At 61.6% G+C, this 24,901-nt stretch carries 22 protein-coding genes; 17 read left to right on the top strand and 5 right to left on the bottom strand.

What is annotated here, in order from left to right; translation table 11 throughout:
* The first annotated feature begins 143 nt into the window (after positions 1-143).
* The 9 genes from OXF11_05515 to OXF11_05555 all read left to right on the top strand — a co-directional run bounded on the left by OXF11_05515 (position 144) and on the right by OXF11_05555 (position 12,809).
* Positions 144-1,142 carry a hypothetical protein gene (locus tag OXF11_05515; GenBank protein MCY4486560.1) on the top strand — a complete coding sequence of 333 codons (999 nt, stop codon included), beginning with the start codon at positions 144-146 and terminating at the stop codon, positions 1,140-1,142.
* A complete protein-coding gene (locus OXF11_05520; protein MCY4486561.1) occupies positions 1,090-4,725 on the top strand; it encodes a hypothetical protein in 3,636 nt (1,211 codons plus the stop codon). Before OXF11_05515 ends, OXF11_05520 begins: the two co-directional genes overlap by 53 nt.
* Before the next feature lie 274 nt (positions 4,726-4,999).
* Positions 5,000-5,752, top strand: a complete 753-nt coding sequence (locus OXF11_05525) for a dienelactone hydrolase family protein (GenBank protein ID MCY4486562.1) — start codon at positions 5,000-5,002, stop codon at positions 5,750-5,752.
* A 27-nt stretch (positions 5,753-5,779) separates the two neighbouring features.
* Positions 5,780-6,844 carry a PQQ-binding-like beta-propeller repeat protein gene (locus OXF11_05530; protein ID MCY4486563.1) on the top strand — a complete coding sequence of 355 codons (1,065 nt, stop codon included), beginning with the start codon at positions 5,780-5,782 and terminating at the stop codon, positions 6,842-6,844.
* Positions 6,845-6,877: 33 nt separating this feature from the next.
* Positions 6,878-8,080: an aminopeptidase P family protein gene (locus OXF11_05535; GenBank protein MCY4486564.1), complete on the top strand. Its 1,203-nt coding sequence runs from the start codon at positions 6,878-6,880 to the stop codon at positions 8,078-8,080.
* Positions 8,081-8,290: 210 nt separating this feature from the next.
* Complete coding sequence (locus tag OXF11_05540; protein ID MCY4486565.1) at positions 8,291-9,406, top strand: ABC transporter ATP-binding protein; 1,116 nt, start codon at positions 8,291-8,293, stop codon at positions 9,404-9,406.
* Between the two features lie 98 nt (positions 9,407-9,504).
* Entirely contained in the window at positions 9,505-10,608 is a 1,104-nt protein-coding gene (locus tag OXF11_05545; protein ID MCY4486566.1) for an ABC transporter substrate-binding protein, read from the top strand.
* Between the two features lie 78 nt (positions 10,609-10,686).
* Positions 10,687-11,949: an ABC transporter permease gene (locus OXF11_05550; protein MCY4486567.1), complete on the top strand. Its 1,263-nt coding sequence runs from the start codon at positions 10,687-10,689 to the stop codon at positions 11,947-11,949.
* A gap of 8 nt (positions 11,950-11,957) precedes the next feature.
* Positions 11,958-12,809 carry an ABC transporter permease gene (locus OXF11_05555; GenBank protein MCY4486568.1) on the top strand — a complete coding sequence of 284 codons (852 nt, stop codon included), beginning with the start codon at positions 11,958-11,960 and terminating at the stop codon, positions 12,807-12,809.
* A gap of 178 nt (positions 12,810-12,987) precedes the next feature.
* Here OXF11_05555 and OXF11_05560 read toward each other — a convergent pair whose 3' ends face one another.
* The gene (locus tag OXF11_05560) at positions 12,988-13,503 is read right to left on the bottom strand and encodes an NYN domain-containing protein (protein MCY4486569.1); all 516 of its coding nucleotides are present in this window, start codon (positions 13,501-13,503) and stop codon (positions 12,988-12,990) included.
* Between the two features lie 216 nt (positions 13,504-13,719).
* On the opposite strand from OXF11_05560, the gene OXF11_05565 reads away from it, so the two are divergent.
* The 5 genes from OXF11_05565 (at position 13,720) to OXF11_05585 (ending at position 16,909) form a co-directional block, all read left to right on the top strand.
* Positions 13,720-14,883, top strand: a complete 1,164-nt coding sequence (locus tag OXF11_05565) for an LL-diaminopimelate aminotransferase (GenBank protein ID MCY4486570.1) — start codon at positions 13,720-13,722, stop codon at positions 14,881-14,883.
* 37 nt (positions 14,884-14,920) lie between these two features.
* Positions 14,921-15,460 (top strand): 2-amino-4-hydroxy-6-hydroxymethyldihydropteridine diphosphokinase, encoded by a 540-nt coding sequence (gene folK / locus OXF11_05570; protein MCY4486571.1) that lies wholly within the window; start codon positions 14,921-14,923, stop codon positions 15,458-15,460.
* Entirely contained in the window at positions 15,457-15,684 is a 228-nt protein-coding gene (locus tag OXF11_05575; GenBank protein MCY4486572.1) for a PP0621 family protein, read from the top strand. Before folK ends, OXF11_05575 begins: the two co-directional genes overlap by 4 nt.
* Positions 15,685-15,758: 74 nt before the next feature.
* Complete coding sequence (locus OXF11_05580; GenBank protein ID MCY4486573.1) at positions 15,759-16,319, top strand: helix-turn-helix domain-containing protein; 561 nt, start codon at positions 15,759-15,761, stop codon at positions 16,317-16,319.
* Between the two features lie 35 nt (positions 16,320-16,354).
* Positions 16,355-16,909 (top strand): RES family NAD+ phosphorylase, encoded by a 555-nt coding sequence (locus OXF11_05585; protein ID MCY4486574.1) that lies wholly within the window; start codon positions 16,355-16,357, stop codon positions 16,907-16,909.
* 483 nt (positions 16,910-17,392) lie between these two features.
* Here OXF11_05585 and OXF11_05590 read toward each other — a convergent pair whose 3' ends face one another.
* The 3 genes from OXF11_05590 to trpE form a co-directional block, all read right to left on the bottom strand.
* Positions 17,393-18,139, bottom strand: a complete 747-nt coding sequence (locus OXF11_05590) for a hypothetical protein (protein ID MCY4486575.1) — start codon at positions 18,137-18,139, stop codon at positions 17,393-17,395.
* A gap of 138 nt (positions 18,140-18,277) precedes the next feature.
* Positions 18,278-18,847 carry an aminodeoxychorismate/anthranilate synthase component II gene (locus OXF11_05595; protein MCY4486576.1) on the bottom strand — a complete coding sequence of 190 codons (570 nt, stop codon included), beginning with the start codon at positions 18,845-18,847 and terminating at the stop codon, positions 18,278-18,280.
* A gap of 11 nt (positions 18,848-18,858) precedes the next feature.
* Positions 18,859-20,349 carry an anthranilate synthase component I gene (trpE, locus tag OXF11_05600; GenBank protein MCY4486577.1) on the bottom strand — a complete coding sequence of 497 codons (1,491 nt, stop codon included), beginning with the start codon at positions 20,347-20,349 and terminating at the stop codon, positions 18,859-18,861.
* A gap of 181 nt (positions 20,350-20,530) precedes the next feature.
* On the opposite strand from trpE, the gene OXF11_05605 reads away from it, so the two are divergent.
* Positions 20,531-21,679 (top strand): AAA family ATPase, encoded by a 1,149-nt coding sequence (locus OXF11_05605; protein ID MCY4486578.1) that lies wholly within the window; start codon positions 20,531-20,533, stop codon positions 21,677-21,679.
* Positions 21,676-22,134, top strand: coding sequence for a DUF192 domain-containing protein (locus OXF11_05610; protein ID MCY4486579.1), 459 nt, complete (start codon positions 21,676-21,678; stop codon positions 22,132-22,134). Before OXF11_05605 ends, OXF11_05610 begins: the two co-directional genes overlap by 4 nt.
* Positions 22,135-22,187: 53 nt before the next feature.
* On the opposite strand, the gene OXF11_05615 is transcribed toward OXF11_05610, so the two are convergent.
* Entirely contained in the window at positions 22,188-23,255 is a 1,068-nt protein-coding gene (locus tag OXF11_05615; GenBank protein MCY4486580.1) for a hypothetical protein, read from the bottom strand.
* 156 nt (positions 23,256-23,411) lie between these two features.
* On the opposite strand from OXF11_05615, the gene tldD reads away from it, so the two are divergent.
* The gene (gene tldD / locus OXF11_05620) at positions 23,412-24,899 is read left to right on the top strand and encodes a metalloprotease TldD (GenBank protein ID MCY4486581.1); all 1,488 of its coding nucleotides are present in this window, start codon (positions 23,412-23,414) and stop codon (positions 24,897-24,899) included.
* Positions 24,900-24,901: the final 2 nt, after the last annotated feature.

Raw genomic sequence — 24,901 nt, forward strand, 5'->3', positions numbered from 1 at the left:
TGAGCTCCTTCCCTGGAAAGTTCCCGACCCCCCCCAGCTGACCGTCCGCGTGCCCCGCCCGCATCGCCTACTTCATTGACACCTCGTCCCCTGTTGTATATGATCTACCGATCGTTATCCGTCTGGAGAGAGGCGAGTGCAAGATGAAGTTTTTGTTGATTCTGGCCGCCATGCTCGCGACATCACTTGTACCGTCCGTTAGCCAGGCCCAGACCACACCCACATTGACGACTGAAGTCGGTGACGGAGACCGTTCAGAATCGAATAGTCACATAAGTTTCGGGATTCTTTGTAGATACAATGGAGATCCCTGTTCCTTCGACTACCCAATTGCAGTAAGATATCGAATCACTGAATCAGGAGATATGCTCGCCCCAGGTGTCAAAGGCGTCAAGACCTGTACCATTGACGCCACCGGCGACTTTTGTTCCGTCAATGTCTCTGCCATCGATGATCTGGTCAACGAACGTGACAGTAGAGTCGACTTCAGAATAATATCCGCCCAAGGGGTGCCATATGATGATGAACCGGTCACCCCATTTCGTATCGGGTCACCAGCAACTCAGTCCATAACTGTAACCGATGACGATATGAGGGTGGTCGCCCTTGAAGCTTCGGCTTCCACAGTTTTCCATGGCCAATCAATTCGCTTTACAGTGAAACATGACGGCACAACCGGTCAACCCGTCACCGTCAGTTTGAATATCGACGATTACGCCAATGTCGTCACCAATAGCAAACCGACCTCAATTACCATTCCACGTAACCGGAATTCGACGTCCTTCACCTTGGGTACACGGTCGGGTGCCACGACCTCTGCCGAAATTGGCGTCACCGTAAATGCGGGTAAAGGATATATCACCGATACATACGCCAGCAAAAGTGTCTCGGTGACTCCGGCCGCATTCTCGCAGCGGGTCTCAATTGATGGCGATGGTGCGATTCCTGAAGGGAATGATGTTATCTTTTCGATCAGCCGCAGCATTCGAAGTTCAGATGACATGCCCGTCAACGTGTATTTAAGCACCGCGGCCGCCCAGGCCTATACCTCTGAAACAACAGGTCTTCGAACGGTTACAATTCCCGCCAATGAATCGTTGGTTTTTTTTGAAGATAACGACTCGAGAGAGCGAGACCAATGACTATGGCGGCAGGATCACCGCAACGATTCGATCGGGGGGTCGATATTCCGTCGGCCGCCTGTCGACCAAGACCACTTTCATCACGGACAACGACATTGCCGCGCCACGTTTCGATATCAGTGGCCCGAACGAGATATCAGAGGGTAGTACTATCGCGATGGTCGTTTCTCGCACGGATGACCGCCATGCGCTGACGCAAAACTACCCGCCCCTTTCCGCTGTACAGATTATGGTACACGAGTCGGGCGATATGATCCCGGGAGCCTTTGCCAAAACCTTCGAGACTACCTTTGCCCGCGGTCAGAATAGACAAACGATAGTTATTCCGACTTCGTCGGATGACGCGTTTGAACATGATAGTGAGGTACGGATCGACGTAAAACACCCGGATTACGGGCACCACATTTCCGATGTCGTGACCGTCGTGGACAATGACCTGCCCGGCGTGACCCTTCGAGACGATCAATCAGGCTTCGCCTTGGTGGACCATGAGGACTATTTCGACTTCACACTTCAAGTGGAGCGGGCGACGGAGTCCCCGCGAAACCGGTTTCTGTCAGTCAATTTCGGAACCAATGCGGGCGTTTGCGACAGGGTGACTAAGAACGCAGATGATGAATATGTCTGGGAAAGCGGGTCGTGCTCGAGTGTCGATGTCGAACCGACCATGAGTTCCGTCAGACTTCGTGTCCGGGCCGATCGAACCAGCGGGAATATCACCGCACGAATATTGCCGGGCAACGGTTATCGAGTTGGCCCGGTTTCAACGGTATCGGCCACGATCAACGATACTGACCCAACCAGGAACATAATTTCCATCGGGGCCCCGCGTCGCGCCATTACGGAAGGGCAATCCGTCACCTATACGCTGGTCCGCTGTATCAAGGCCCGGGACAATTCCGGCGTCAATCTGGGAACCGCGGGAAGCGAGACGTGGCATGGCAATTTACAAACGAATTGCCTGCCGGCATCGCGGACCAATTATCCGAGGAATGTGACGGTTCGATATTCGACAAACCTCAACGGCGCAAGATGGCGAGGTTTCACGACCCCATTGCGGACTGTGACCTTCGGTCCAGGTGTGACGACCCGGCGCATTACCGCGTCTGTGCCGAATGACTCGGACGATGTAGACTTCGAATGTCATGCGGAAGAGACGCCCGAGGATGTCCGGCGATGTGAGGACAAATATGTGGCACGGTTGGTGACTCATCTGGTGGGAAATGATGAGTCGGGAACCCACTATCCGGACCAACAACTGGCGCGGGGACAACACGTGATATCCACCCTGGTGAAGGACAACGATACCACAAGTTTGCCACAACTCTCATTGACGAACGTCGGTTCGCGTTGTCCCGGGGACGAGGACAGTTATTGTGTGGAAGAAGGATCGGATATCAGTTTCGTTGTAACGAGAACCGGATCCACGAGGAGAAGCCTGTCGGACATCGGTATCTTCGCCAAGGAAACGGGCGACACATTGGACCGTGACTATCCAACGGGACAGCCGGGAGATCCTCAAGATGAAGCTATTGCCACCGTCGTTTCTTTTGCAGCCGGTCGGCGTACTGTACGGGGGCGTATCAGGACAGTCGCCGATCGTGTCATTGAAACGGATCCGAGTACGGTAACCGTCCGATTGAAACTAAAGTATCCTCATCGGTATAGCGTCGCGGGCAATCACACGATAGAGGCTCACGTTGTTGAATCGGGAGTGCGGGACGCAAATGCTCCTGTTCTCGCCATTGCCAGGGCGAATGACAATCCAGTCGTCGAAGGGGGCACCGCTGTCTTTGAGATCAGCAGAGTCGGCGGCCCTGATGATGAGGAGGTCGCAGCGGTGGTTGACGTTCAAAACCTCAATTCGAGACACAAATCGAGGACCACTGTAATTGTGCCGGCCGGGCAGGCTTCCGTTACGTTTGATGTGACGGTGGCGGACGATGATGGTATTACCAGCCCCGAGTTGAGGCGTGTCGTAGCTGCCCTGGTCGGCGATGCCGCTTATTATGTCAACGGTCAGACAGCGAGGGTTGAACAAATAGCGGGAAATGACTCACAAGTCAGAGTTGTCGGGCGGGATTTCTATGAACCGGGCCATCCACATTCCGGTACTTCTCGTGAAGGAGTCGCCTTGACCTTTGTATCCGATGATCCGAACGCGACGCCGCCGGTTGTGGAATTCAAAACGGAGGTTTGTGGTGGAGCCTGCGTTGTCGATGCCACGGCAGGAACGGATTACACGGCGATCACCACCCTCATGCCGGTGGTTTGGGAAAATCGGGGCGCCCGGGTGAGTATTGCCATTTTACCTGATGATCATGATGACAGTGGCGAAGGGTTTCGCGTTGTGTTCAATGCGGGAACAAGTGTCAAATGGGCGAATGCCAATGGCTTCCCCCTCGCGACGGGTACGAGTTACACCGTGCTCGCCATCATTTGGAACGAGGGCCCGTTGCCGGCGAAATGGCTGGCGGAATTTAGTCATCGGTCGGGGCTGATGACAGTAGATGCGGTCATGGAGCGTTTTGGATTGGATGACGAGGGAACCAGCGCTTGGGTCAAGCTTGTCGACGATAGTGTGAGGACGGACGGAATCAATGCCGACGTGACAGGCGGGATGTTCGGTATCGAGACCAAGAGGGGAGATTATCGGATCGGTGCGGCGCTCGCGGGCAATCAATCGAGTGGCACCTATGGAGATTCGCGGCACTCATATGAGGTGGGGGGCCGACAGGCGGGTGTTTACCCTTATATACAGTGGTTTCTTGGAGATGGATCGTGGCTTTGGGGAATCGGGGGGCTGGCCTATGGTGAGACGTCGCTTGAATCGGTTGATCTATCGAAGACTGATTCTGAGTTTACAAGCAGGTTAGTCGCCATTGGCAACCGCGCAGAAGGTTTTGGAACCAAACATTGGCAAGTCGATCTCGATAATGATGCGGTGTGGATCTGGTCGGAAAGTGAGACTAATTCCGAATTCAGGGCAACTGACACGCACTCATACCGTTATCGCACGCGATTGACGGGTAGCCGGCCGTTCAACTATGAGAATATTGAGTTTGTCTTGCACGGAAGTACGAGATTCGAACGCCATGGGGGCGACATTGAGGAGAGAAACGAGTTCTATGTGGGCGGCGGGGTTGCAGGACAGGTCGACGAGGTCAGCTTCAAGACGGGCATTGAACGAGAAGCGGGCGGTCTGATCACGGTGGCACTTGGGCTCGGTTTCCAGAATGAACACCTCCTCACTGCCATTGAAGTTAGGGGGAACCTGACGGAAAAATTCGGCCCTGTTATTGATGGAACGATAGCTTATCACCACGGCAGCGGTGATGAAGGGATGGTGGTTGAAATCGGTCCAACACTTTCAATTGAGGGTCGGCATCAAATGGCGGTCAAGGTGGGTTACGGTTTCGCCGCCGGGAAGAATGAGGTCGTGATGCCAATCGTGGAGTATGAAGAGGAAAGCCGGAAAGTTGGTCTTGAGTTGATCAGCCAAGGTCAGACAAGACTCGGTGTCTATGGTATCCGGCGTCCGGATGAATACCTTTACATGTTGCGGTTTGGTACGACATTTTGATGTGGGTCCACGATGTCGACGGTCCGTCGCCCGGCCAGCGCGAGACCCGGGCGCGTCAAGCGGTCCGTGATTCCGGGAAGGGTACGGCGGGGTCTGGTGAACGGGCCGGGGTTCGGCCCGGTAGGCCGGCGGTCAACGTGCCAAAGGGGGCTTTGAGGGCGTGGCGGCTGATGGAATCGGAGCGGACGGATGGGCGATTCCGGGATTGCGGTTGACTTGAGACCGGAGAGTTGATTCGCTCCGTTGGAGCGGTTAGGATGGTCCGCCTCAAATCATGAAGGTACACGAACGCACCCTTACCCCCGAAAGGGACGGGATTTACGGTTATCTGGCGGCGCCGGAGCGCGCCGAGCCCGGCCCGGCCCTGCTCATGACCCACCAGAACACGGGCCTCACCGACTATCTCAAGGTCGAGGCGCTGAAGTTCGCCCATCTCGGATACACCGTGGTGGTGCCCGAGCTGTACTCGCTGCTGGGTTACCCCGACGTGACCCACATCCACACGGGGCGGCAGATCCAGGCGCGCACCAGGGACGGGGACTTCGTCCGGGTTATACGGCAGGGCTGGGATTACCTCACTTCCCGGGACGACGTGGACGCCGGCCGCGTGGCCGTGTCCGGCTACTGCATGGGCGGACGCATCGCCATCCACTTCGTCGCCGCCACTCCCGAGGTCAGGGCCTTCGTCGGCTACTATCCGACGGTTCGCGAAGAGCCCACCACCGAGATCCGGCCGGTCCATCCCTACGATGCCGCCCGCAAGATCCAGTGCCCGTCCATCATCCTGTACGGCGTCGACGACCGCATCTCCACCGTGCCCATCCAGCAAAAGGTGTGGGAGAGCTTCCTCGCCAACGGGCAGCCGCTGGAGTGGCACTTCTTTCCCTTCGGCGGCCACGGCTTCGTGGACCCCGGCACCGAGGGCTACCATCCGCACACGGCCAGGCTCGCCTGGCCGCTGGTGGTGGACTTCATGGACAGGGAACTCGACAACGAGCGCGACGGCCTGACGTTCTCGGAAAACTGAACGTCAAGCCCCTGTCCCCGAGCGGGTATGCGACATCTTCGGACCGGACTCACGATCTTCGACGAGGCGCGCGCGACGCCGGGTTACACCATCTTCAGCCCCCTCGGCCGCAGGGCCACCCACCTGATCGACCTGCGGGGGAACGTGGTGCACGAATGGCGTTTGCCGGGTTTCGCGGGGCTTTACGGTCACCTCTTGCCCAGCGGCAATCTGCTGGCCGCCGTTCAGACCACCGACGGCCCGAGCGGCCTGCGCGGCAAGGGCGGACATCTCCTGGAGCTCGACTGGGACGGCAACATCGTCTGGGAACACGTCGATCCTTACCATCACCATGACCAGCGGCGTTGTCCCAACGGCAACACCGTGTACGCTTCGTGGAAGCTCTTGTCCGACGGGCAGGCCCGACGAGTGAAGGGCGGGCGCGAGGGGAGCGAACACCCGGACGGCATCTACAGCGATGTGCTGCGGGAGATCGACCGTGACGGCAACCCGGTCTGGGAATGGGACGCCGCCGCCTCGGAGGAGATGTACCGTTACCCCCTCAATCCCATCGTCTCGCGCGTCGAGTTCAGTCACGCGAACTCACTCTGGCCGCTGGACAACGGCGATCTGCTGGTGAACTTCCGGTACAACCACCTGATGGCGATCATCGACCGGGAGACCAAGGCGTTCAAGTGGGAGCATTGCGACTGGTCCTACGGGCAGCAGCACAACGTGCACTTTCTGGACAACGGCAACCTGCTGTTCTTCGCCAACGGCGCCGACGTACTCTATGGCGGGCCGGGCGCGGGGTCGCGGGTGATCGAGCTGGACCCCGCGACGAAGGAGATCGTCTGGCAGTACCAGGGCTCCCCGCCGGGGACCTTCTTCAGTTGGTTCATCAGCGGCGCGCAGCGGCTGGCGTCGGGCAACACGTTGATCTGCGAAGGTGTCTGGGGAAGGTTCTTCGAGGTAACCTCGGCGGGCGAGATCGTCTGGGAGTACGTCTCGCCATACTTCTCCGAAGAGCACCCCTCGTACATCGGAGGAAATTACGTCTTCCGCGCCTACCGCTACACCGCCGATTCACCGGAGCTCGCCGGACGAGTCTAGTCACAGTCCGGTGAAACGTTGGGGGTGACGAGCATGGAACAACTCAAGACGATCCCCAACGGGGAGAAGGTCAGACCGACCTTCTCCGCCAAGGAAATGAACCGCCGGCTCGCGGCCCTGCGCGCCCACATGGCGGAGAGGCAGATCGATGTCTGCCTCTTCACCTCGCATCACAACATCCACTACTTCAGCGACTTCCTCTACTGTTCGTTCGGACGCCCCTACGGCCTGGTGGTCACGCACGAGGGCCAGACCACGATCTCGGCCAACATCGACGCCGGTCAACCCTGGCGGCGCACCGTCGGCGACAATCTGGTCTACACGGACTGGCATCGGGACAACTACTTCGTTGCCGTGAAGAGGCTGGTCCAGGATGGTTGCCGGGTCGGCATCGAGTTCGACCACATCAGCGTGGAGAACTTCCGCAAGCTACAGGGAGCGTTGCCCACGGCGGACCTTGTGGACGTGGGCAAGCCGGCCATGCGCATGCGCATGGTCAAGTCCGACGAGGAGGTCGCCTGGATCCGCGAGAGCGCGCGCATCGCCGACATCGGCGGTGCGGCGTGCGTCGAGGCCATCGGGGTCGGAGTCCCGGAGTACGAGGTAGCCCTGCACGCGACCCAGGCCATGGTGCGCGAGATCGGCGGGAGCCAGCCCCACGTGGAGCTGATGGACACGTGGACCTGGTTCCAGTCCGGCATCAACACCGACGGCGCCCACAACCCGGTTACTTCCCGGAAGATCGAACGCGGCGACATCCTGAGCCTCAACTGCTTTCCCATGCCCGCGGGCTACTACACGGCGCTCGAGCGCACGCTGTTCGCCGAGGAGTGCTCCGACGAGCACTTGCGGTTGTGGAAGATCAACATCGAAGTGCACGAGGCGGGAATCGAACTGATCAAGCCCGGGGTGCGGTGCTGCGACATCGCCGCCGCGCTCAACGAGATCTACGAGGGCTACGGCCTGCTCGGCAACCGCACCTTCGGCTACGGCCACAGCTTCGGCGTGCTGAGCCACTACTACGGCCGCGAGGCCGGCCTCGAGCTTCGCGAGGACGTCACGACGGTGCTCGAGCCCAACATGGTGGTGTCCATGGAGCCGATGATCATGATCCCCGTGGGCCGGCCCGGCGCCGGGGGATACCGCGAGCACGACATCCTGGTGGTGAAGGAAGACGGCTCCGAGGACATCACCGGGTTCCCGTACGGACCGGAGCACAACATCGTACGGCACTGACACGTGGCAGCGGGTTCGAGTGCCGCGGCGGGGAATCCGAGGGCCCCGATCATTCTTCGTGATCGCTCGTTCCGCCAGGGGTTGTGGCTCGACCCTATCTGATATATCGTCGTGCATTCACTGGGCCGAGTTCGCAGGGTGTAGAGGCCGGTTGCCGCATAGTCGAGCTCGCCTTTCTCGTAACGTCCCTCGGGGACCGTTATAGTCGAAATGCTTGAGACCAAGCCCAGGATAGTCAGGTTCGATCGCGTTCAGAAGAGTTATGACGGTGAGACCCTGGTTATCCAGGATCTCAATCTGGACATCGAAGCGGGCGAGTTCCTGACCATGCTGGGGCCGTCCGGATCGGGCAAGACCACCTGCCTGATGATGCTCGCCGGTTTCGAGCCGGCGACTTACGGCGAAATCTATCTCAACGATCAGCCCATCAACCATGTGGCGCCGCACCGGCGCGACATCGGCATGGTGTTCCAGAACTATGCGCTGTTTCCACACATGACGGTAGGCGAAAACCTGGCGTTTCCCCTGCAGGTCCGCAAGATTCCCAAGCCGGAGATCCGCGGCAAGGTGGAGCGGATACTCGATATGGTCCGGCTGTCCGGCTTCGAGAACCGGCGGCCCGCCCAGCTCTCCGGCGGCCAGCAACAGCGTGTGGCGGTGGCGCGCGCACTCGTTTTCGAGCCGGCCCTGGTGTTGATGGACGAGCCCCTCGGTGCGCTGGACAAGAACCTGCGCGAGGAAATGCAGTACGAGATCAAGCGCATTCACGAGAATCTCGGCGTCACCGTCATCTACGTGACCCACGATCAATCCGAAGCGCTGACCATGTCCAGCCGTATCGCGGTCTTCAACGACGGCGTCATTCAGCAACTGGCGACGCCCAACGTTCTCTATGAAGAGCCGGAGAATGCCTTCGTCGCGCAGTTCATCGGCGAGAACAACCGCTTGCGGGGCAAGGTGGCCTCCGTTGACGGGGACTATTGCGAGGTGGTGCTGCAGGATGGGGCGACCGTTCGCGCCCTGAAAGTGAATGTGAGCGGAGAAGGCGCGTCAACCTGTCTGTCCCTGCGCCCTGAACGGGTTGCCATCGAACGGAATGGCGGCGCCGAAGAGAATGTCGTGAGCGGTCGCGTGGAGGAGTTGATCTATCTGGGGGACCACATTCGTGCGCGGCTGACCGTCGCCGGAGACGACGAGTTCATCGTCAAGGTACCGAACGCCCCTCACCACGCCTCCCTTTCGGAAGGCACGTGGATTCAACTCGCCTGGGCCGCCGAGGATTGCAGGGCGCTCGATGCGTCCGGTAAGGAGGCCGCTCCCGCGTAACCGGGCCCCGGGATTCGTCCCGCGGGAGGGAAGGCGGCAGCCGGAGACAAAGGATGTCCCGTCACCAACGACAGGGACAATAGCATTGGAGGAAATCGATGAAGCGAATACTGAGTTCCTTGGCAATCGCGGCCGCGTTCGTGCTGGCGGCCGGCAGTGCCCAGGCGCAGAATCTGAACGTCGTGTCGTGGGGCGGGGCCTATACCGCCAGCCAGCAGCAGGCCTACCACGACCCCTACATGGCCGCGAACCCCGGTGTGAAGATCGTCAATCACGACCTGGGGTCGGGCGCGTTGGCCAAACTGAGGGCCGAGATCGAATCCGGCAAGGTGACACTGGACCTCATCGACATGACCGCCGCCGATGCCATCGTCGCCTGTGACGAAGGGTTGGTCGAAGCCATTGACGCCGACACGTGGCTGGCTTCGGCTCCCGACGGCACGCCCGCGTCCAAGGACTTCTTTGCCGGGACGCTCACGGTTGGGGGAACCAATTGCTTCATTCCGCAGATCGTCTATTCGACGACCTTCGGTTACCGCACCGATGTCTTCAAGGGCAAGCAGCCCTCCAGCCTGCTCGACGTGTTCGACCTGAAGGCCTTTCCCGGCAAGAGGGCGCTGGAAAAGAGGCCGAACAACAACATGGAATGGGCCCTTGTCGCCGATGGCGTTGCCGCCAAGGACGTCTACAAGGTGCTGAGTACCGACGAGGGCGTGGCCCGCGCGTTCGCCAAGCTGGATACCATCAAGGACCAGGTCGTCTGGTGGACCAAGGGGGCTCAGCCGCCGCAGTTGCTGGCGGACGGCGAGGTCGCGATCGCGTCGGCGTACAACGGCCGGCTGTTTTCCGCCATCGCCGAAAAGAAGCAGCCCATCGCGATCATGTGGGACTGGCAGGCTTTCGATCTGGACGGATGGGTGGTGCCGAAAGGCAACAAGAATCTCGCCGCGGTGAAGAAATATGTGCGTTTCGCCACCGACACGCAGAGGCTGGCCGACCAGGCGAAGTACATTTCCTATGGGCCCGCGCGGCACTCTTCCGCCGGTCTGGTGGGTAAGCATGCCAAGCTCGGCGTCGATATGAAGCCGCACATGCCCACGAGCCCCGAAAATTCCAAGACCGTCCTCATTTCCGACTATGTCTGGTGGGCGGACCACCAGGCCGAACTCAACGACAAGTTCAACGCCTGGCTCGCCAAGTAGGCGTTTCCTTGCCGGGCGGGGCCAACGGTGTTCCGCCCGGCAAACCTTCCCTTTTTGCCCAACGCCAGGCCGATCCGCATGTCCACGACAACCCACGAGGTGATGCGAACCGCGGACGGCACCCCGCTGAAGATCAGCCTTCAGAAGGCCTTGGTACGCAACAGGCTGCGAGCGCTGTTGCTGGTCCTGCCCTTGCTGGGCTTCGTGCTGGTCTTCTTCCTGTTTCCCATCGGCCACATGCTGTTTCGCAGCGTCGACAACCGGATCGTCGTATCCGTGTTGCCGCGCACGGTTGCGTCCATCCAGGACTGGGACCCCGATCGTGAGAGGTTGCCCGACGAGGCGGTCTTCGAAGCCCTGGTGCGCGATATTCACACCGCCTTCAAGGACAGGGCGCTGGGCCGTGTCGGCCGCCGGCTGAACTACGAGAAGTCCGGCATGTCGAGCCTGTTCAGGAAGTCCGGCAGGGGGGCGGCGCGCATCACCGGGGCTCCCTACCGGGATCAGGTGATAGCCATGGACAAACGCTGGGGAGACCCAAGCACCTGGCGCCTGATCCATCGGGAGTCGGGGGCGTTGACAAACGCTTACTTCCTCGCCGCCGCCGACTTGAAAACGAGTGAGCGCGGCGCCATCGTCAGGCAGCCGGAGCCGCGCCGCATTTACTTTACGCTGTTCTACCGCACTCTGTGGATGAGCGGTTTGATTACCGTGCTGTGCCTGCTGCTGGGCTATCCCGTCTCCTATCTGCTGGCCACGTTGCCGCTGCGCATCAGCAATCTGCTGATGATCCTCGTCCTGTTGCCGTTCTGGACATCCCTGCTCGTGCGCACCACGGCCTGGATCGCGCTCCTGCAGACCGAAGGGGTGCTGAACGACCTGATGGTTTTCGTCGGGCTCATATCCGAGGACGGCCGGCTGCAGATGATCCACAACAAGTTCGGCACGGTGGTGGCGATGGTTCACATCCTGTTGCCGTTCATGATCCTGCCGCTGTACTCCGTGATGAAAACGATTCCTCCGTCCTTGATGCGCGCCGCCCGCTCACTCGGCGCGACACCCTTCACCGCGTTCGTAAGGGTATACATGCCCAATACGGTCGCGGGCATCGGGGCTGGTTGCATCATGGTGTTCATACTTTCCATCGGCTACTACATCACGCCGGCGCTGGTCGGAGGCCGCACCGGCACCTTCATCTCCAATTTCATCGCCTTGCATGTCGGTGAAACGCTGAACTGGGGCCTCGCGGCCGCGCTCGGAGCCCTGTTGCTCGGTCTGGTCTTGGCACTCTACCTGATCTACGACCGGATCGTCGGCGTCGACAACATGAAGCTGGGTTGAGTCTTTCCATGCCCCTGCCGATATATGCATCGCCGCTGGAACGGGTATGGCACTACACGTACCGAGGGATCTGTGCCGTCATCTTCGTGTTTCTGATCGGCCCCATCTTCGTGATCATCCCGTTGAGCTTCAACGAACTGCCCTATTTCACGTTCACCCCGGAGATGCTGTCCCTGGATCCCGCCGGCTACAGCACCAAGTGGTATTACGAGTTCTTCACCGAGGCTTCCTGGCAGGACGCGGTGCGCAACAGCCTTGTCATCGCCGTCTTCGCAACGCTGATCTCGACGGTTCTCGGAACACTGGCGGCCCTGGGCCTGAGCCGCTCCGAGATGCCGTTCAAGACGGCCTTCATGGCGCTCTTGATATCCCCGATGATCGTGCCGTTGATCATCTCCGCCACGGGCATGTACTTTTTCTATGCGCTCATCGGCATCTCGTCGACGCACCTGGGCGTCATACTCGCCCACGCGGCGCTGGGCACGCCGTTCGTGTTGATCACGGTGACCGCCACACTAGCCGGTTTCGATCAGTCCCTGCCCCAGGTCGCGGCCACGCTCGGAGCGAACCCTGTCCAGACGTTCTTCAAGGTGACGATGCCGCTGATCCTCCCCGGCGTGGTGTCCGGCGCCCTGTTCGCCTTCATCACGTCGTTCGACGAAGTCGTGGTGGTGCTGTTCGTCGGTTCCGTGGAACAGCGCACCATCCCGTGGAAGATGTTCTCGGGCATCCGGGAAGAGATCCGCCCGACCATCCTCGCGGTAGCCACTCTCCTGGTCTGTGTCTCGATCCTGCTCCTGACGACGCTCGAGTTGTTACGCCGGCGCAGCGAGCGGCTGCGCGGCATCAGGCCGAGTTGAGACCGAACTCGTCGGTCCCGCGGAACAGGCTGTCAAGGCTCCACTTGGAAGGAATTTGGCACCGACGCCCCGAAGCGTCTCCCGCGGAACAGGCTGTGTCAAAACTGATGAGGCAGAGCCCCCCGATTCGTCATTCCCGCGGAAGCGGGAATCCAGGGGCGGGGAGGGGCCGGAGTCGTTACAACTTGGCGAGGCGTTCCCGGCGCACCCGCTCGGCTTTCGAGAGCCGCCACGGGTTGCCTTTCTTGCGCCCGTCGCGTCCCCGCGGAAGCGGCTCCAAGTCGTCGTCCTCCTCGTCGGAACAAGGCGCGTCCGGGTTCACCCTCATCTTCGCGAGGAACTCGCCCACGTAGACGGCCACGGCGCCGCTGCTCTCCACGCCGCGGCGCAGGTCGCGGTCGGAGGTCACCACGATGCAGGTTTCCCCGATCTCGTGCGCCATGCGCTCGATGACCGCGTCGGCCTTCTCGCCGTAGCGCGAGAACACCACCGTCACGTCACCCACCTGCTGGCGCGTCTCCTCGTCCCGGCCGTTGCGCCAACCGTCGAAGACGGTGGTCAGGGAGTGGCCCGTGCGCGTCTGGTACGCGGCGACCTCCTTGACGAGCGCGTTGCGCTTCTGCTCCAGGTCGCCGCGAAGACCCTCTTCACTGCCGATGACGTTGTAGCCGTCTACGACGATATGGAACGGCATGGGTGGGGCCTCCGTCAGGGGTTCTCGTGAGAAAATGAAAGTAGAGTGTCAAGATATAGCCGTTTCCACCGGTTGCCGCGAACACCGTGTTCGCGGGATTTCGCTAGCGGGCGGGAAATGTTGTAAGCTGGCGGGTTCAAGTTGGCCTCGGATCCCGGTTTACGGGGGGAACCGTCGTAGACCCGATCCATCAACCGAGAAAGCGAGTCGCCCGTAATGTTCAGCAAGGCCAAACGCATCCAGGAGTTGCCACCGTACCTGTTCGCCGAGATCGACCGGAAGAAACGCGCCGCCCAGGCCAAGGGAGTCGACCTCATCGACCTGGGCATCGGGGACCCCGACCTGCCCACGCCCGGAAGGATTATCCAACGCTTGTCGGAGACCGCGACCCAGCCGGCCAACCACCGGTACCCCAGCAGTTCGGGCATGATGGAGTTCCGCCAGGCGGTGGCGGACTGGTACGCGCGGCGCTTCGGGGTCACCCTGGACCCCGCCACCGAGGTGGTCTCCCTCATCGGCTCCAAGGAAGGCGTGGCCAACATGGCGGTGGCCTACGTGGACCCGGGCGACGTGGTGCTCGTGCCCACACCCGCCTATCCGGTTTACGAGATCGGCACCAAGTTCAACGGAGGTTCGGTCCACTTCCTGCCGTTGCACCGGGAGAACGGCTTTCTGCCGGACCTTTCGAGCATACCGTCCGACGTGCTCAAGCGCGCGAAGATGCTGTGGATCAACTATCCCAACAATCCCACCGGTGCGGTGGCGGATGAGAGCTTTTTCAAGGAAGCGGTGGAGTTCGCCCACAAGCACAACATCGTTTTGTGCCATGACGCGGCGTACACGGAGATGGGCTTCGACGGGTATCGCGCGCCGAGCATTCTGCAGGTGGATGGCGCCAAGGACGTGGCCATCGAGTTCCACTCCTTGTCCAAGACCTTCAACATGACCGGCTGGCGTATCGCCATGGCGGTAGGCTGCGCGGAACTCGTGGGAACCCTGGGCCAGGTGAAATCCAACGTGGACTCGGGGGTCTTCCAGCCGGTCCAGGAAGCGGCCATCGTCGCCCTGGAGCACGCGGAGGAGTTCCTTGAGCCGATCCGCGAAGTGTACCAGGAGCGGCGGGACACGGTGGTGGACGGCCTGCACCGCGCCGGCTTCGAGCTTCCTCCGCCCCGGGCGACCTTCTACGTGTGGCTGCCCGTGCCCGGGGGATGGACTTCCACGGACTTCACCGCCCGGCTGCTCGACGAAGCAGGCATCGTGACGACACCCGGAAACGGATTCGGCGAGCCCGGCGAAGGCTTCATCCGGATGACCCTGTGCTCGCCGGCGGAACGCTTGAAGGAAGCCGTGGAGCGGCTCCAGCAACTCAGCCTTTAGGTCGCGTGCGAATGGACCGGACAGGACGCCGACGTCCATGACGAAGCGCGCCTACATCGGGGTGGGTTCGAACCAAGGAGACAAGGAGCGGAACTGCCGCCGCGCCGTCGGCGAGATCGGGGAGTTCCCGGAAACTTGGGTGCGCGAAGTCTCGTCCTGGTTCGCCACCGAGCCGTGGGGCGCGGCGAGCACCGAATGGTACGTCAACGGCGTCGCGGCCGTGGACACGGGCCTGGAGCCGCACATCCTGCTGCAACATTGCCAGACCGTCGAGAGGAAGATGGGCCGCCCGGCCGCGCGCCCGCACTGGGCGGACCGGGTCATCGATCTGGACATCCTGTTCTATGATGATACGGTGTTGGAAGGACCCGACTTGATCATTCCGCACCCCGAGTTGCACCGGCGCCGGTTCGTGCTGTCTCCGCTGTGCGAGATCGCACCGGAACTGAAGCACGCGCGTCTGGGAGTCAGCATCCGGGAGCTGTTGGCCCAGGTGGAAGATGACAACCGCGTGCGCCCGATCGCCGGTCCCGACGCACAGGAGACGCCGCGAGTCCCAACGGTGCCGATGAGATGATCCTAAAATTTCTCATACTGGGCCTGCTCGTCTACCTCTTCGTGGTGCTGCTCTACTCGAGCCTCAAACGCAAGGGGGGCAACACCGACCCGTCCCAGGGCGAATCCATGGTCCTGGACCCCCACTGCAAGAGCTACGTCCCCAAGAACGAAGCCTACCGCTCCGGCGAGAACTACTTCTGCAGCGAAGAGTGCGCCCGAGCGTACGCGGCGCAGCAGGTTTAGGTTTACATACTTTACAAACTGGACATCTTGCCTTATCCTGGTCCGTGTTCTGTCATGAACAGGAGGAGGGTAAGATGGCTGGGTCCATCGGATCGATGAAACAGGCGATGGGGTTGCTCGCGGAGGGTTTGCCGGGCTTGTCGAGCAGCGCCAGGCATTTTGTCCGCGATCACCCGCGTGAGGCGCATCTTGCAGTCGCAGTCGCCCTGGAAACGGCCGCTGCGCAATGCGAGGTCGAAGAACGAGACGCTGTCGTTGACATACCGGAAAGGCTGCGCCCGTTCGTCGTTCGTCGAGGCGGAGAGGACATTCTGGGCGTTTCGGAGGCGGCGGCGCGGCTCAAGGTTTCCCGGACCACCATCTACGACTGGGTGGAAAGGAGAATTCTCCTCGCCTGGAGGTCGACGAAGCGAGGATTGAACATTCCCGCGGCACAGATCCTCGGTCCCGGACGGGTGGTCGCCGGCTTGGCGGATGTCGCCGCTGCTGTCGGAGACCCGGAACTGGCCTGGGCGTTCCTCACCCAGGAATGGCCGTTCGAAGACACCGCCGCCCTACCCCTTGAGTTGCTGAAAGCAGGACACATCGAAGATGTCCTCGGCGCGGCACCCGGCTTCGGTTCCTCCTTCACGTGAGCGTGCCCAGTTATCCTCGGCACAGGATTCGGCCTGTGCTCCTCAAGGCGGCGTTTCCCGAAAACTACCGGATCGTACCAAGCCGCTATCAGGCATCTCCGCTTGGAACCGGCCGCGGCGATTCGCGGTTCTGTACTCTCACCGCGGGGTACACGGTCCTATATTCCTCTCCGGACTTCGCAACCGTCTTCATCGAAACCGTGGTGAGAGACCGGTTCACGCGGCGGCGCAGCCGCGAGGTCGGTCTGAAGGAGATCACGGAACGCGTTTGGGTGCGTATCTCCCCGAGGTCTGGAGGGTTGCTGACGTTGCTCGATCTGCGCGGCGACGGATGCGCCCGGATCGGCGCTCCGACCGATGTCGTTCGTGCCAGGAATCATGCGGCGGGACGCGCGTTCGCGGAAACGATCTACGCCGAACACGCCGAGATCGACGGCCTGCTCTATCCCTCTCGTTTGACCGGGAAGGATGTTTACGGAGTGTTCGACCGCGGGATAGAGAAGTTACAATCGACTGAAAAGGGAACGTTGGTGGATCATCCGCAATTGCCGGACCTCTTGGCTCGGCACGGAATCAGTCTCGTGGCGTAAACGCCTCCGAGGGCTGGCATCCTTCCCTTGATTGGCCTCTCAACCGCAGAAGCCTATTGGATGCGGACCTGATGAGCAGGATTATCGAGCACAGCCAAACCACAACTAGTGTGGTGTCTGGTTAATTCGCGTCATAATATGCGGAAGATTTTTTGTCGTGGGCAAGGCGCGATGACGAGGAGTGGCGGGCACCACGCGAGGAAGAGCAACGCAGCCGACGGCGAAAAAGACCCGCAGATTATGATGCGAATTGGCCAGACACCACACTAGCCTCAATGTTGCAATAATAGTTCTGTGGAGAGCGATCCGAAGCCATCCCTTACGAATCGTCATTCCCGCGAAAGCGGGAATCCAGGGGTGGAGCGGGGTCAACTGGCCAGTGTCTCTGCCCACGCCCCGCCTGGATTCCCGCTTTCGCGGGAATGACGATTCGTAGGGAGTGTGCTTCGGACCGCTCTTCACAGACTTTCTGCAACATTGGGACTAAGTCACCGCATTCTTGGTGGCTCCCGAGAAGCCACATCTGCCGATGTACTCCGGAAATTCGTTGACGAAGGCTTCGTGGCAGCGATTGACCAGGAACTCTATGTCCTCAATAGCTTTTTTGACTCCTGCCACACTAGTTTGCTGAAGGGCAGCTTTCGGCCGGTCGCAATTATGAATACAATCGTGACGACGCTGGAAAATGTTGGACATTCGTTCTCCGAACTTCCTTACGGCTGCACGGCACGCGGCAGGCTTATCGTTCCCACGCCGATAAGTCGTCTTCGAGAATCCCCACAAGCGTTGCCGAGAGTCCTTGTGCAGGATCCAAGGCTCTATTGTGGTTGGGTTCATTAGTTTCCTCTGTTCGTCGAAGAAGTGGTTGAACAGCTCTTTTATCCGGTCGATTGAAAGGACGTTTTCTCGTTCCATCAGGCCTCTGGCAGCCATTCTCCAACGCCAACCGCTAGACTCACGGATGACTGCAGTGACCGGGACTTGCAAGCTTCCTAGGCGGTGAGGAAGCTCGATGTTTGGCTCGGAGTCTTTAGCTCGTAGGGTTCTGGCAACGAGATCAGCATACGCGTCACAGAAATAGGCGTCGCTTGCTCCGACGGCTATCATCCACGCCGACCGAAGAACATCATCCTTCAACAGCCCCTGCTCAAGGTCGCTGGCGTGACTCGTAAGTAGCCGTGCTCTCTGTTTATCTTCATCAAAGTGTTTTCTCGCAGTGACCAGTATCATTTCTGTGCCTCCATGTTCGACAGACATCCTGGAACAGTCCGCTGGTTTGGTGGTCGCTCGATGTTGACAGCGGAGGTCGGAGTGACTGGCCGGATCGCGATGGTTGCTCGTGTCTGTTCCCGAGGCCCGTGGGAAGGGTCACGCGTAGCACTCCAGAAAATCCTTCAGCAGCGTCTTCCCGCCCTCCGCCAGGATCGATTCCGGGTGGAACTGTACGCCCTCCACCGGGTGGCGCTGGTGGCGGACGCCCATGATGACGCCGTCGGCGGTGCGGGCGCTGACGCTGAGTTCGTCGGGGAGGCTCTCGGGGTCCAGCACGAGGGAGTGGTAGCGCATGGCGGCGAAGGGGTTGGCCTGGGAGCGGTAGATGGTGCGGGCGTCGTGGGTGACGTCGGACATCTTGCCGTGCATGATCTCGGCGGCGCGCACCACGCGGGCGCCGTAGGCGGCGCCGATGCACTGGTGGCCCAGGCATACGCCGAGGATGGGGATGCGCGGGCCGTAGCGACGGATGACTTCGCACGAAACGCCGGCTTCGTTGGGCGTGCACGGGCCGGGCGACACGACGATGGCGCTCGGGCGCATTTCCTCCACGGCGTCCGCGGCGATCTGGTCGTTGAGCGCCACGCGTACCTCGGCGCCCAACTCGGCCAGGTAGTGGTAGAGGTTGTAGGTGAACGAGTCGTAGTTGTCGATGAGCAGGATCATGTGGCCGTCTGTTACCGCTCCTTGCGCCAGGATTCCGCCAGTTCGATGGCCTTGAGCATGCCGCGGGCCTTGTTGAGGGTCTCCTCGTACTCGGTGGCGGGGTCGGAGTCGGCGACGATGCCGGCGCCGGCCTGGATCACGGCGGTGCCGTTGTGGAGAGTGATGGTGCGGATGGCGATGCAGGTGTCGAGGTTGCCGTTGAAGCTCAGGTAGCCCACGGCGCCGGCGTAGAGTCCGCGCCGCTCCGGCTCCAGCTCGCTGATGATCTGCATGGCCCGGACCTTGGGCGCGCCCGACACCGTGCCCGCCGGGAAGCAGGAGCCGAACAGATCAAGCGGCGTCTTGTCCGGGGCCAGCTCACCCTTGACGTTGGAGACGATGTGCATGACGTGGGAATAGCGCTCCACGACCATGAGCTGGTCCACTTCCACCGAGCCCACCTCGGCCACGCGTCCCACGTCGTTGCGCCCGAGGTCCACCAGCATGATGTGCTCGGCGCGCTCCTTTGGGTCGGCGAGAAGGTCTTCCTCAAGCTCCCGTTCCTCCCGCGCGTCCTTGCCCCGCGGCCGCGTGCCGGCGATGGGCCGGTACTCGATCCGGCGGCCGGTCAGGCGCACCAGGATCTCGGGCGAAGAGCCGATGATCTTGAGATCGCCCAGCTCCAGGTAGAACATGTAGGGAGACGGGTTGGTGAAGCGCAGAGCGCGGTAGATCTCCAGCGGCTCGGCCCGGGTCTTCGCCTCCAGCCGCTGGGACAGCACCACCTGGATGACGTCGCCCGCGGCGATGTACTCTTTCCCCTGGCGCACCATGGCGCGGAACGTGTGCGGCGTGACGTTGGAACGGTACCGGACGCCGTCTCCGGTCGCGGTGAGGCTTCTGGCCTCCAGGGCGTCGGGGGACTTCCGCAGGGAGGTCCTTACCCGCTCGATGCGGGCCACCGCTTCGCCGTAAAGGACGCGCAGGCTCTTGCTGGTGTCGATGTGGACGTTGTCGATGATCGTGATGGTGTGCTTGAGGTTGTCGAAGCTCACCAGCGTGCGCACCAACATGAAGTAGATGTCGGGATAGCGGTTGGAGCTCCGGTCCGGGTTGGCCACCCCGTGCACCCGCTCCACCGCGTCGTAGGAGACGTAGCCCAAGGCACCGCCGGTAAACGGCAGATCCGGAATTGTGTTGGCGGGCCGGTACCCTTCGAGGATTTCCGTGAGCGCCCTCAACGGATCATCGCAGGTCCACTTTCTCTTCTTCCGCCCCTCGGTCACCTCCACCTCGTTGCCCCAGGCCTTGAACACCATCTCCGGCTCGGTGCCGAGGAACGAATAGCGCGCCCAGCGCTCGCTCCCTTCCACGCTTTCCAGCAGGAACGAGTGCCGGCTCTTCTTCAGGCGGTTGTAGAACGACACCGGCGTCTCGAGGTCCATAAGGGTTTCCTCGTACACCGGAACGACGTTTCCCTGCTTGGCGAGTGCCGCGAATTCGCGGTACGAAGGTTGGATCATGGCTGGATTCGTGGAGGGTGATGGGTGACTCCGATGATCGTTTCAACTCCAGCCGCCTAACTTAGCTGAAACTCTCTTGTAGCGCCAATCTCGACCCTGAACCCGCGGAATAGCAGGATGATTGACAGATAGGCTGTTGGTTGTCATGATAATCCACAACTTACTTGCGGATTGTCATCAAATGCTTCCTCCGGTCATAGCGCGTCACCTCAATGCCAGGGAGTTGTTGCGGCAGAGGTCCTGCTTCCTTTTCGGTCCGCGCCAGACCGGCAAATCCACGCTGATCCGCCAGCAGCTCGCGGACGTCCGCACCTACAATCTGCTGGACCAGACACTCTTCATCCGCCTCTCCCGAAATCCGGCGTTGATCAGGGAGGCCCTGACACCGGAGACCCGGATGATCGTGATCGACGAAATTCAGAAGTTGCCGGCGCTCCTGAACGAAGTCCAACTCATGATCGAAGAGCACGGCGTCCGCTTCTTCCTGACCGGCTCCAGTGCGCGCGCTCTGCGACGCAAGGGCGTTAACCTGCTCGGTGGCCGGGCGCGTTCTCGCGTGCTGCATCCATTCGTCAGTGCCGAACTGGGCGAAGACTTCCGTCTGCCGCGGGCGCTGGAGTACGGTCTGTTGCCGTCGATCTATTTCTCCGACGAACCCGCCGAAGACCTTGCCGCATACGCGGGTGACTACCTCAAGGAGGAGGTCGCGGCCGAGGCCGTGGTTCGCAATATCGGGGCCTTCAGTCGATTCCTTGAAGTGGCCGCGCTGTCACACGGACGGATGGTCAACTACACTCAGATCGCTAGCGATGCACAAGTCCCCGCGTCCACGGTCCGCGAGTATTATGGAATCCTTAAGGATACGTTCATTGCGAGTGAGGTAGCCGCTTATACTGAAACCCGTAAACGCAAGGCGGTCTCGACGTCCAAGTATTACCTGTTCGACATTGGCTTGGCGCGGCATCTGCAAGGGCGTCGCGGTCTGCCGCCGGGCACAACCGAGTACGGCGAGGCATTCGAGAGCTTCTTGTTCCAGGAGATCAGCGCTTATTGTGACTACCATCTGCTTGGCCTGCCGAAATACTGGCGGTCGAGATCCCAGTTCGAAGTGGATTTCGTCGTCGGACGACTCGCGGTCGAAGTGAAGGCCAAAAGGACGGTCTCGAACCGGGACCTGAGGGGATTGCAGGCGCTCCGTCAGGAGAACATCCTTTCGCATTATGTAGTCGTATCCCTGGAGCCCGCGGCTCGTCGCGTCGACGGCATCGACATCCTGCCGTGGCGCGAGTTTCTCACCCGGCTGTGGGGCGGCGCGTGGCCGATGTCATGAAGTCATTCGGGATGGGTGCGCGGTGGCGGTTGTTGCCGGTCTGCGTGCTGCTGTTCTGCCTTCAGGCGGCGTGCGACCGGGCGCCTTCGGTCATCTTCGAAGGCCCCGACGGGGTCAAGGCCACCTTCAGCGTCGAGGTGGCACGTACCCCCGAGAAGCGGCGTTGGGGGTTGATGTACCGGCAGGATCTCGGGAACGACGAAGGCATGTTGTTCATTTTCCCGGACGAGAGCGATCACTCCTTCTGGATGAAGAATACGCCCCTGTCCCTGGACATGATCTTCATGGACCGGCGCCGGCGGGTGGTGGGGATCATCCACGACACCGTGCCCTTCTCGACGCGTTCGGTCAGAGTGGGAGTTGCCAGCCGGTACGTGCTGGAAGTTCGCGCCGGCGTGGCGCGGCGCCACCACATCGCGGTGGGCGACGTGGCCCGCTTCGAGCGATTGCCGTAGACAGGGCAGGGCCCGTGACAGGCCCGGGCCGGACGTTGCGATGGCGGTCCGGGTCAGATTTCCCGGAAGAAGTACGGCCGGATGGGCTGGAGCCGCTCCTCATACGTGTCGGGATTGAGCAGCCACAGGGTGGCGGCGATGCTGCTCAAGAGCGAGTTCCCGTCCTGGGACGTGAAGCACATGCCCACGACTTCGCGGTCCCCGCGCAGCGCGATGCTCTGGGTGACGATGGCCGTGTGGTTCAGGATGCGCCCGAACAGTCCGTGGTCCCGTCCGAACGAGAACACCGACGCCGACGACTTCTTGCTGGTGACGGCGATGCGGCGGTTGGAGCGGATGCGCTGCATGAGCTGCTCCATGTCGATGGCGCGCTTGAGCATCAGGTTGAAGTGGATGGTGTGCATGTACTGGGTGTTGAGCTTGAGCGCGGACGAGTAGATGTCGAGGTCCAGGCCCAGCGACTTGAAGAGGTAGTAGGCGTCGCGCCCCTGGTGGGTGCCGAACCTTTCGTCGTCGTGGCGCCCCACCTCGGGCGCCGGGATGAAGTCGCCCTCCTGGCTGATGTCGTTGGCCCGGCGCATGCACACGAACCGTCCCGCATCGAGGTTGTCTTCCTTCTCCGGTCCCAGGGCCAGGGTGTCGATGAGCACCGCGAGATTGTGGGTGTTGCAGCTCACCACCTGGACGAAGCGGTCCTCGTCCCGGTCGAGCGCGGCGTCGTTGATGCCGCGGGCGTACATCTTCCCGAACCCGAACTCGCTGCCCTGGGCGATGAAGCCCTTGCCGTTCTTGCCGGCGTAGTGCTGGTAGTACTTCTCCTTGTTCTCGTTTCCGACGGGGGTGCAGTCGATGACCACGGAAGCCCGCTCGATGGCGGCTTCGGAGTCGAACGACGGGTTCATGCCGAGCTTGGCGAACTCGTCCCAGTGGTCCTTGTCCACGCTCAGCTTGGCGCCCTTGCCCTCGAGTGCGGTGATCTTGGAGCGGTCGGTGACCCGCGGGGTCTGCTTGTTGAACGTCACTTCGTCGATACCGAAGGCTTCCCTGAAGCTCGCCAGGATACCGATGAGCGGCTCGCCTATGGTCCCCGTACCGACAACGTGAACGATTTTCTGGTCCATCGGATCAACTCCTCGAAACTGTGTCCGGCCGCTCCCCGCATCCTTTCATGTTGTGTGTGTTGCCGTTACACTGTTCTTGTGGTGGTTGCGGAGGGGAGCGACGGCACCCGATCTAATAGTGTACAGGCAAGTCCGATATAAGGAAAGAGAGGGATCTTGGACAAGAGCCAAGGAGGACCGCCCGCTTTCTCGCCGGCGGCGTTCTTCGACGAGCGGTTCGGCGTCACGGCGCCGGATCTGGACCGGGTGCTGGGCAGGGCCATGGCTCGGCACGCGGACTACGCCGACCTCTATTTCGAGTACCGCACCCACGACCAGGTCCACCTGGAAGAGGGACTCGTCAAGCATGCGTCGGTATCCACCGCCAACGGTGTCGGCGCGCGCGTGCTCGCCGAAGCCAGGACCGGATACGCGTTCACCGACGACGTGACCATCAAGAACCTGGACACGGCGGTGCGGACGGCCAACGTCATCGCCCACGACCGGGGCTCGGACCGGCCGGCGCGGGTTCCGACCCCGGCGGCTTCGCGCCACGACCTTTATCCCGTGCCCCGCTCCTTCTCGGATGTTCCCCTGGAGCGCAAGATCGGCCTTTTGCAGGACCTGGACCGGTTCGCGCGCAAGGCCGACCCGCGCGTCAAGGGCGTGTTCGCCAACCTGTCGCTGGAGAACAAGGTGGTGCTCATCGCCTCGTCGCAGGGTTGGGTGCTGGGGGACTTCCAGCCGCTGGTGCGTTGCAACATCCGCTGCATCGTGGAGGACAAGGGCAACCGGCAGGCCGGCGACTTCGGCTGGGGCGGACGCCTGGCGCTGGACGACTGCGTCGACGCGGAGCGTTGCGAGGCCAGCGCCCGCGAGGCCGTGCGCCGGGCGCTGGTGAACCTTGACGCGGTGGCCGCGCCCGCGGGTCCCATGGACGTGGTGCTGGGTCCGGGCTGGCCCGGCATCCTGCTGCACGAGGCCATCGGACACGGCCTCGAGGCGGACTTCAACCGGCGCAAGACCTCGGCCTTCTCCGGCCGCATCGGCGAGCGCGTGGCCACGGAGCTGTGCACGGTGGTGGACGACGGCACCATCCCCTGGCGGCGCGGCTCCCTCAACGTGGACGACGAGGGCACGCCCACGCAGCGCACGGTGCTAATCGAGGACGGGATCCTGCGCGGGTACCTGCACGACCGCCTGAACGCCGCTCTGCTGGGCATGGGGCTCACGGGCAACGGCCGGCGCGAGAGCTACGCCCACGTCCCCATGCCGCGCATGACCAACACCTTCATGCTGGCGGGGGAGGAGGACCCCATGGACATCATCCGCTCGGTCAAGGACGGCATCTACGCGGTGTCCTTCGGCGGCGGACAGGTGGACATCACCAGCGGCAAGTTCGTCTTTTCCGCCAACGAGGCGTACCGCATCGAGGACGGCAAGGTGACCCATCCGGTGCGCGACGCCACGCTCATCGGCAACGGGCCGGACGTGTTGACGCGGGTGAGCCGGGTGGGCGCGGACCTGGCGCTGGACGCCGGCATCGGCACCTGCGGCAAGGACGGCCAGGGCGTGCCCGTGGGCGTGGGCCTGCCCACCATCCGCGTGGACCAGCTCGTGGTGGGCGGCACGTCCGTACGCGGGCCGAGCGGCTCTCAAGGCTGAGG

The sequence above is a fragment of the Deltaproteobacteria bacterium genome, from assembly GCA_026712905.1.
Taxonomy (GTDB): domain Bacteria; phylum Desulfobacterota; class Binatia; order UBA9968; family JAJDTQ01; genus JAJDTQ01.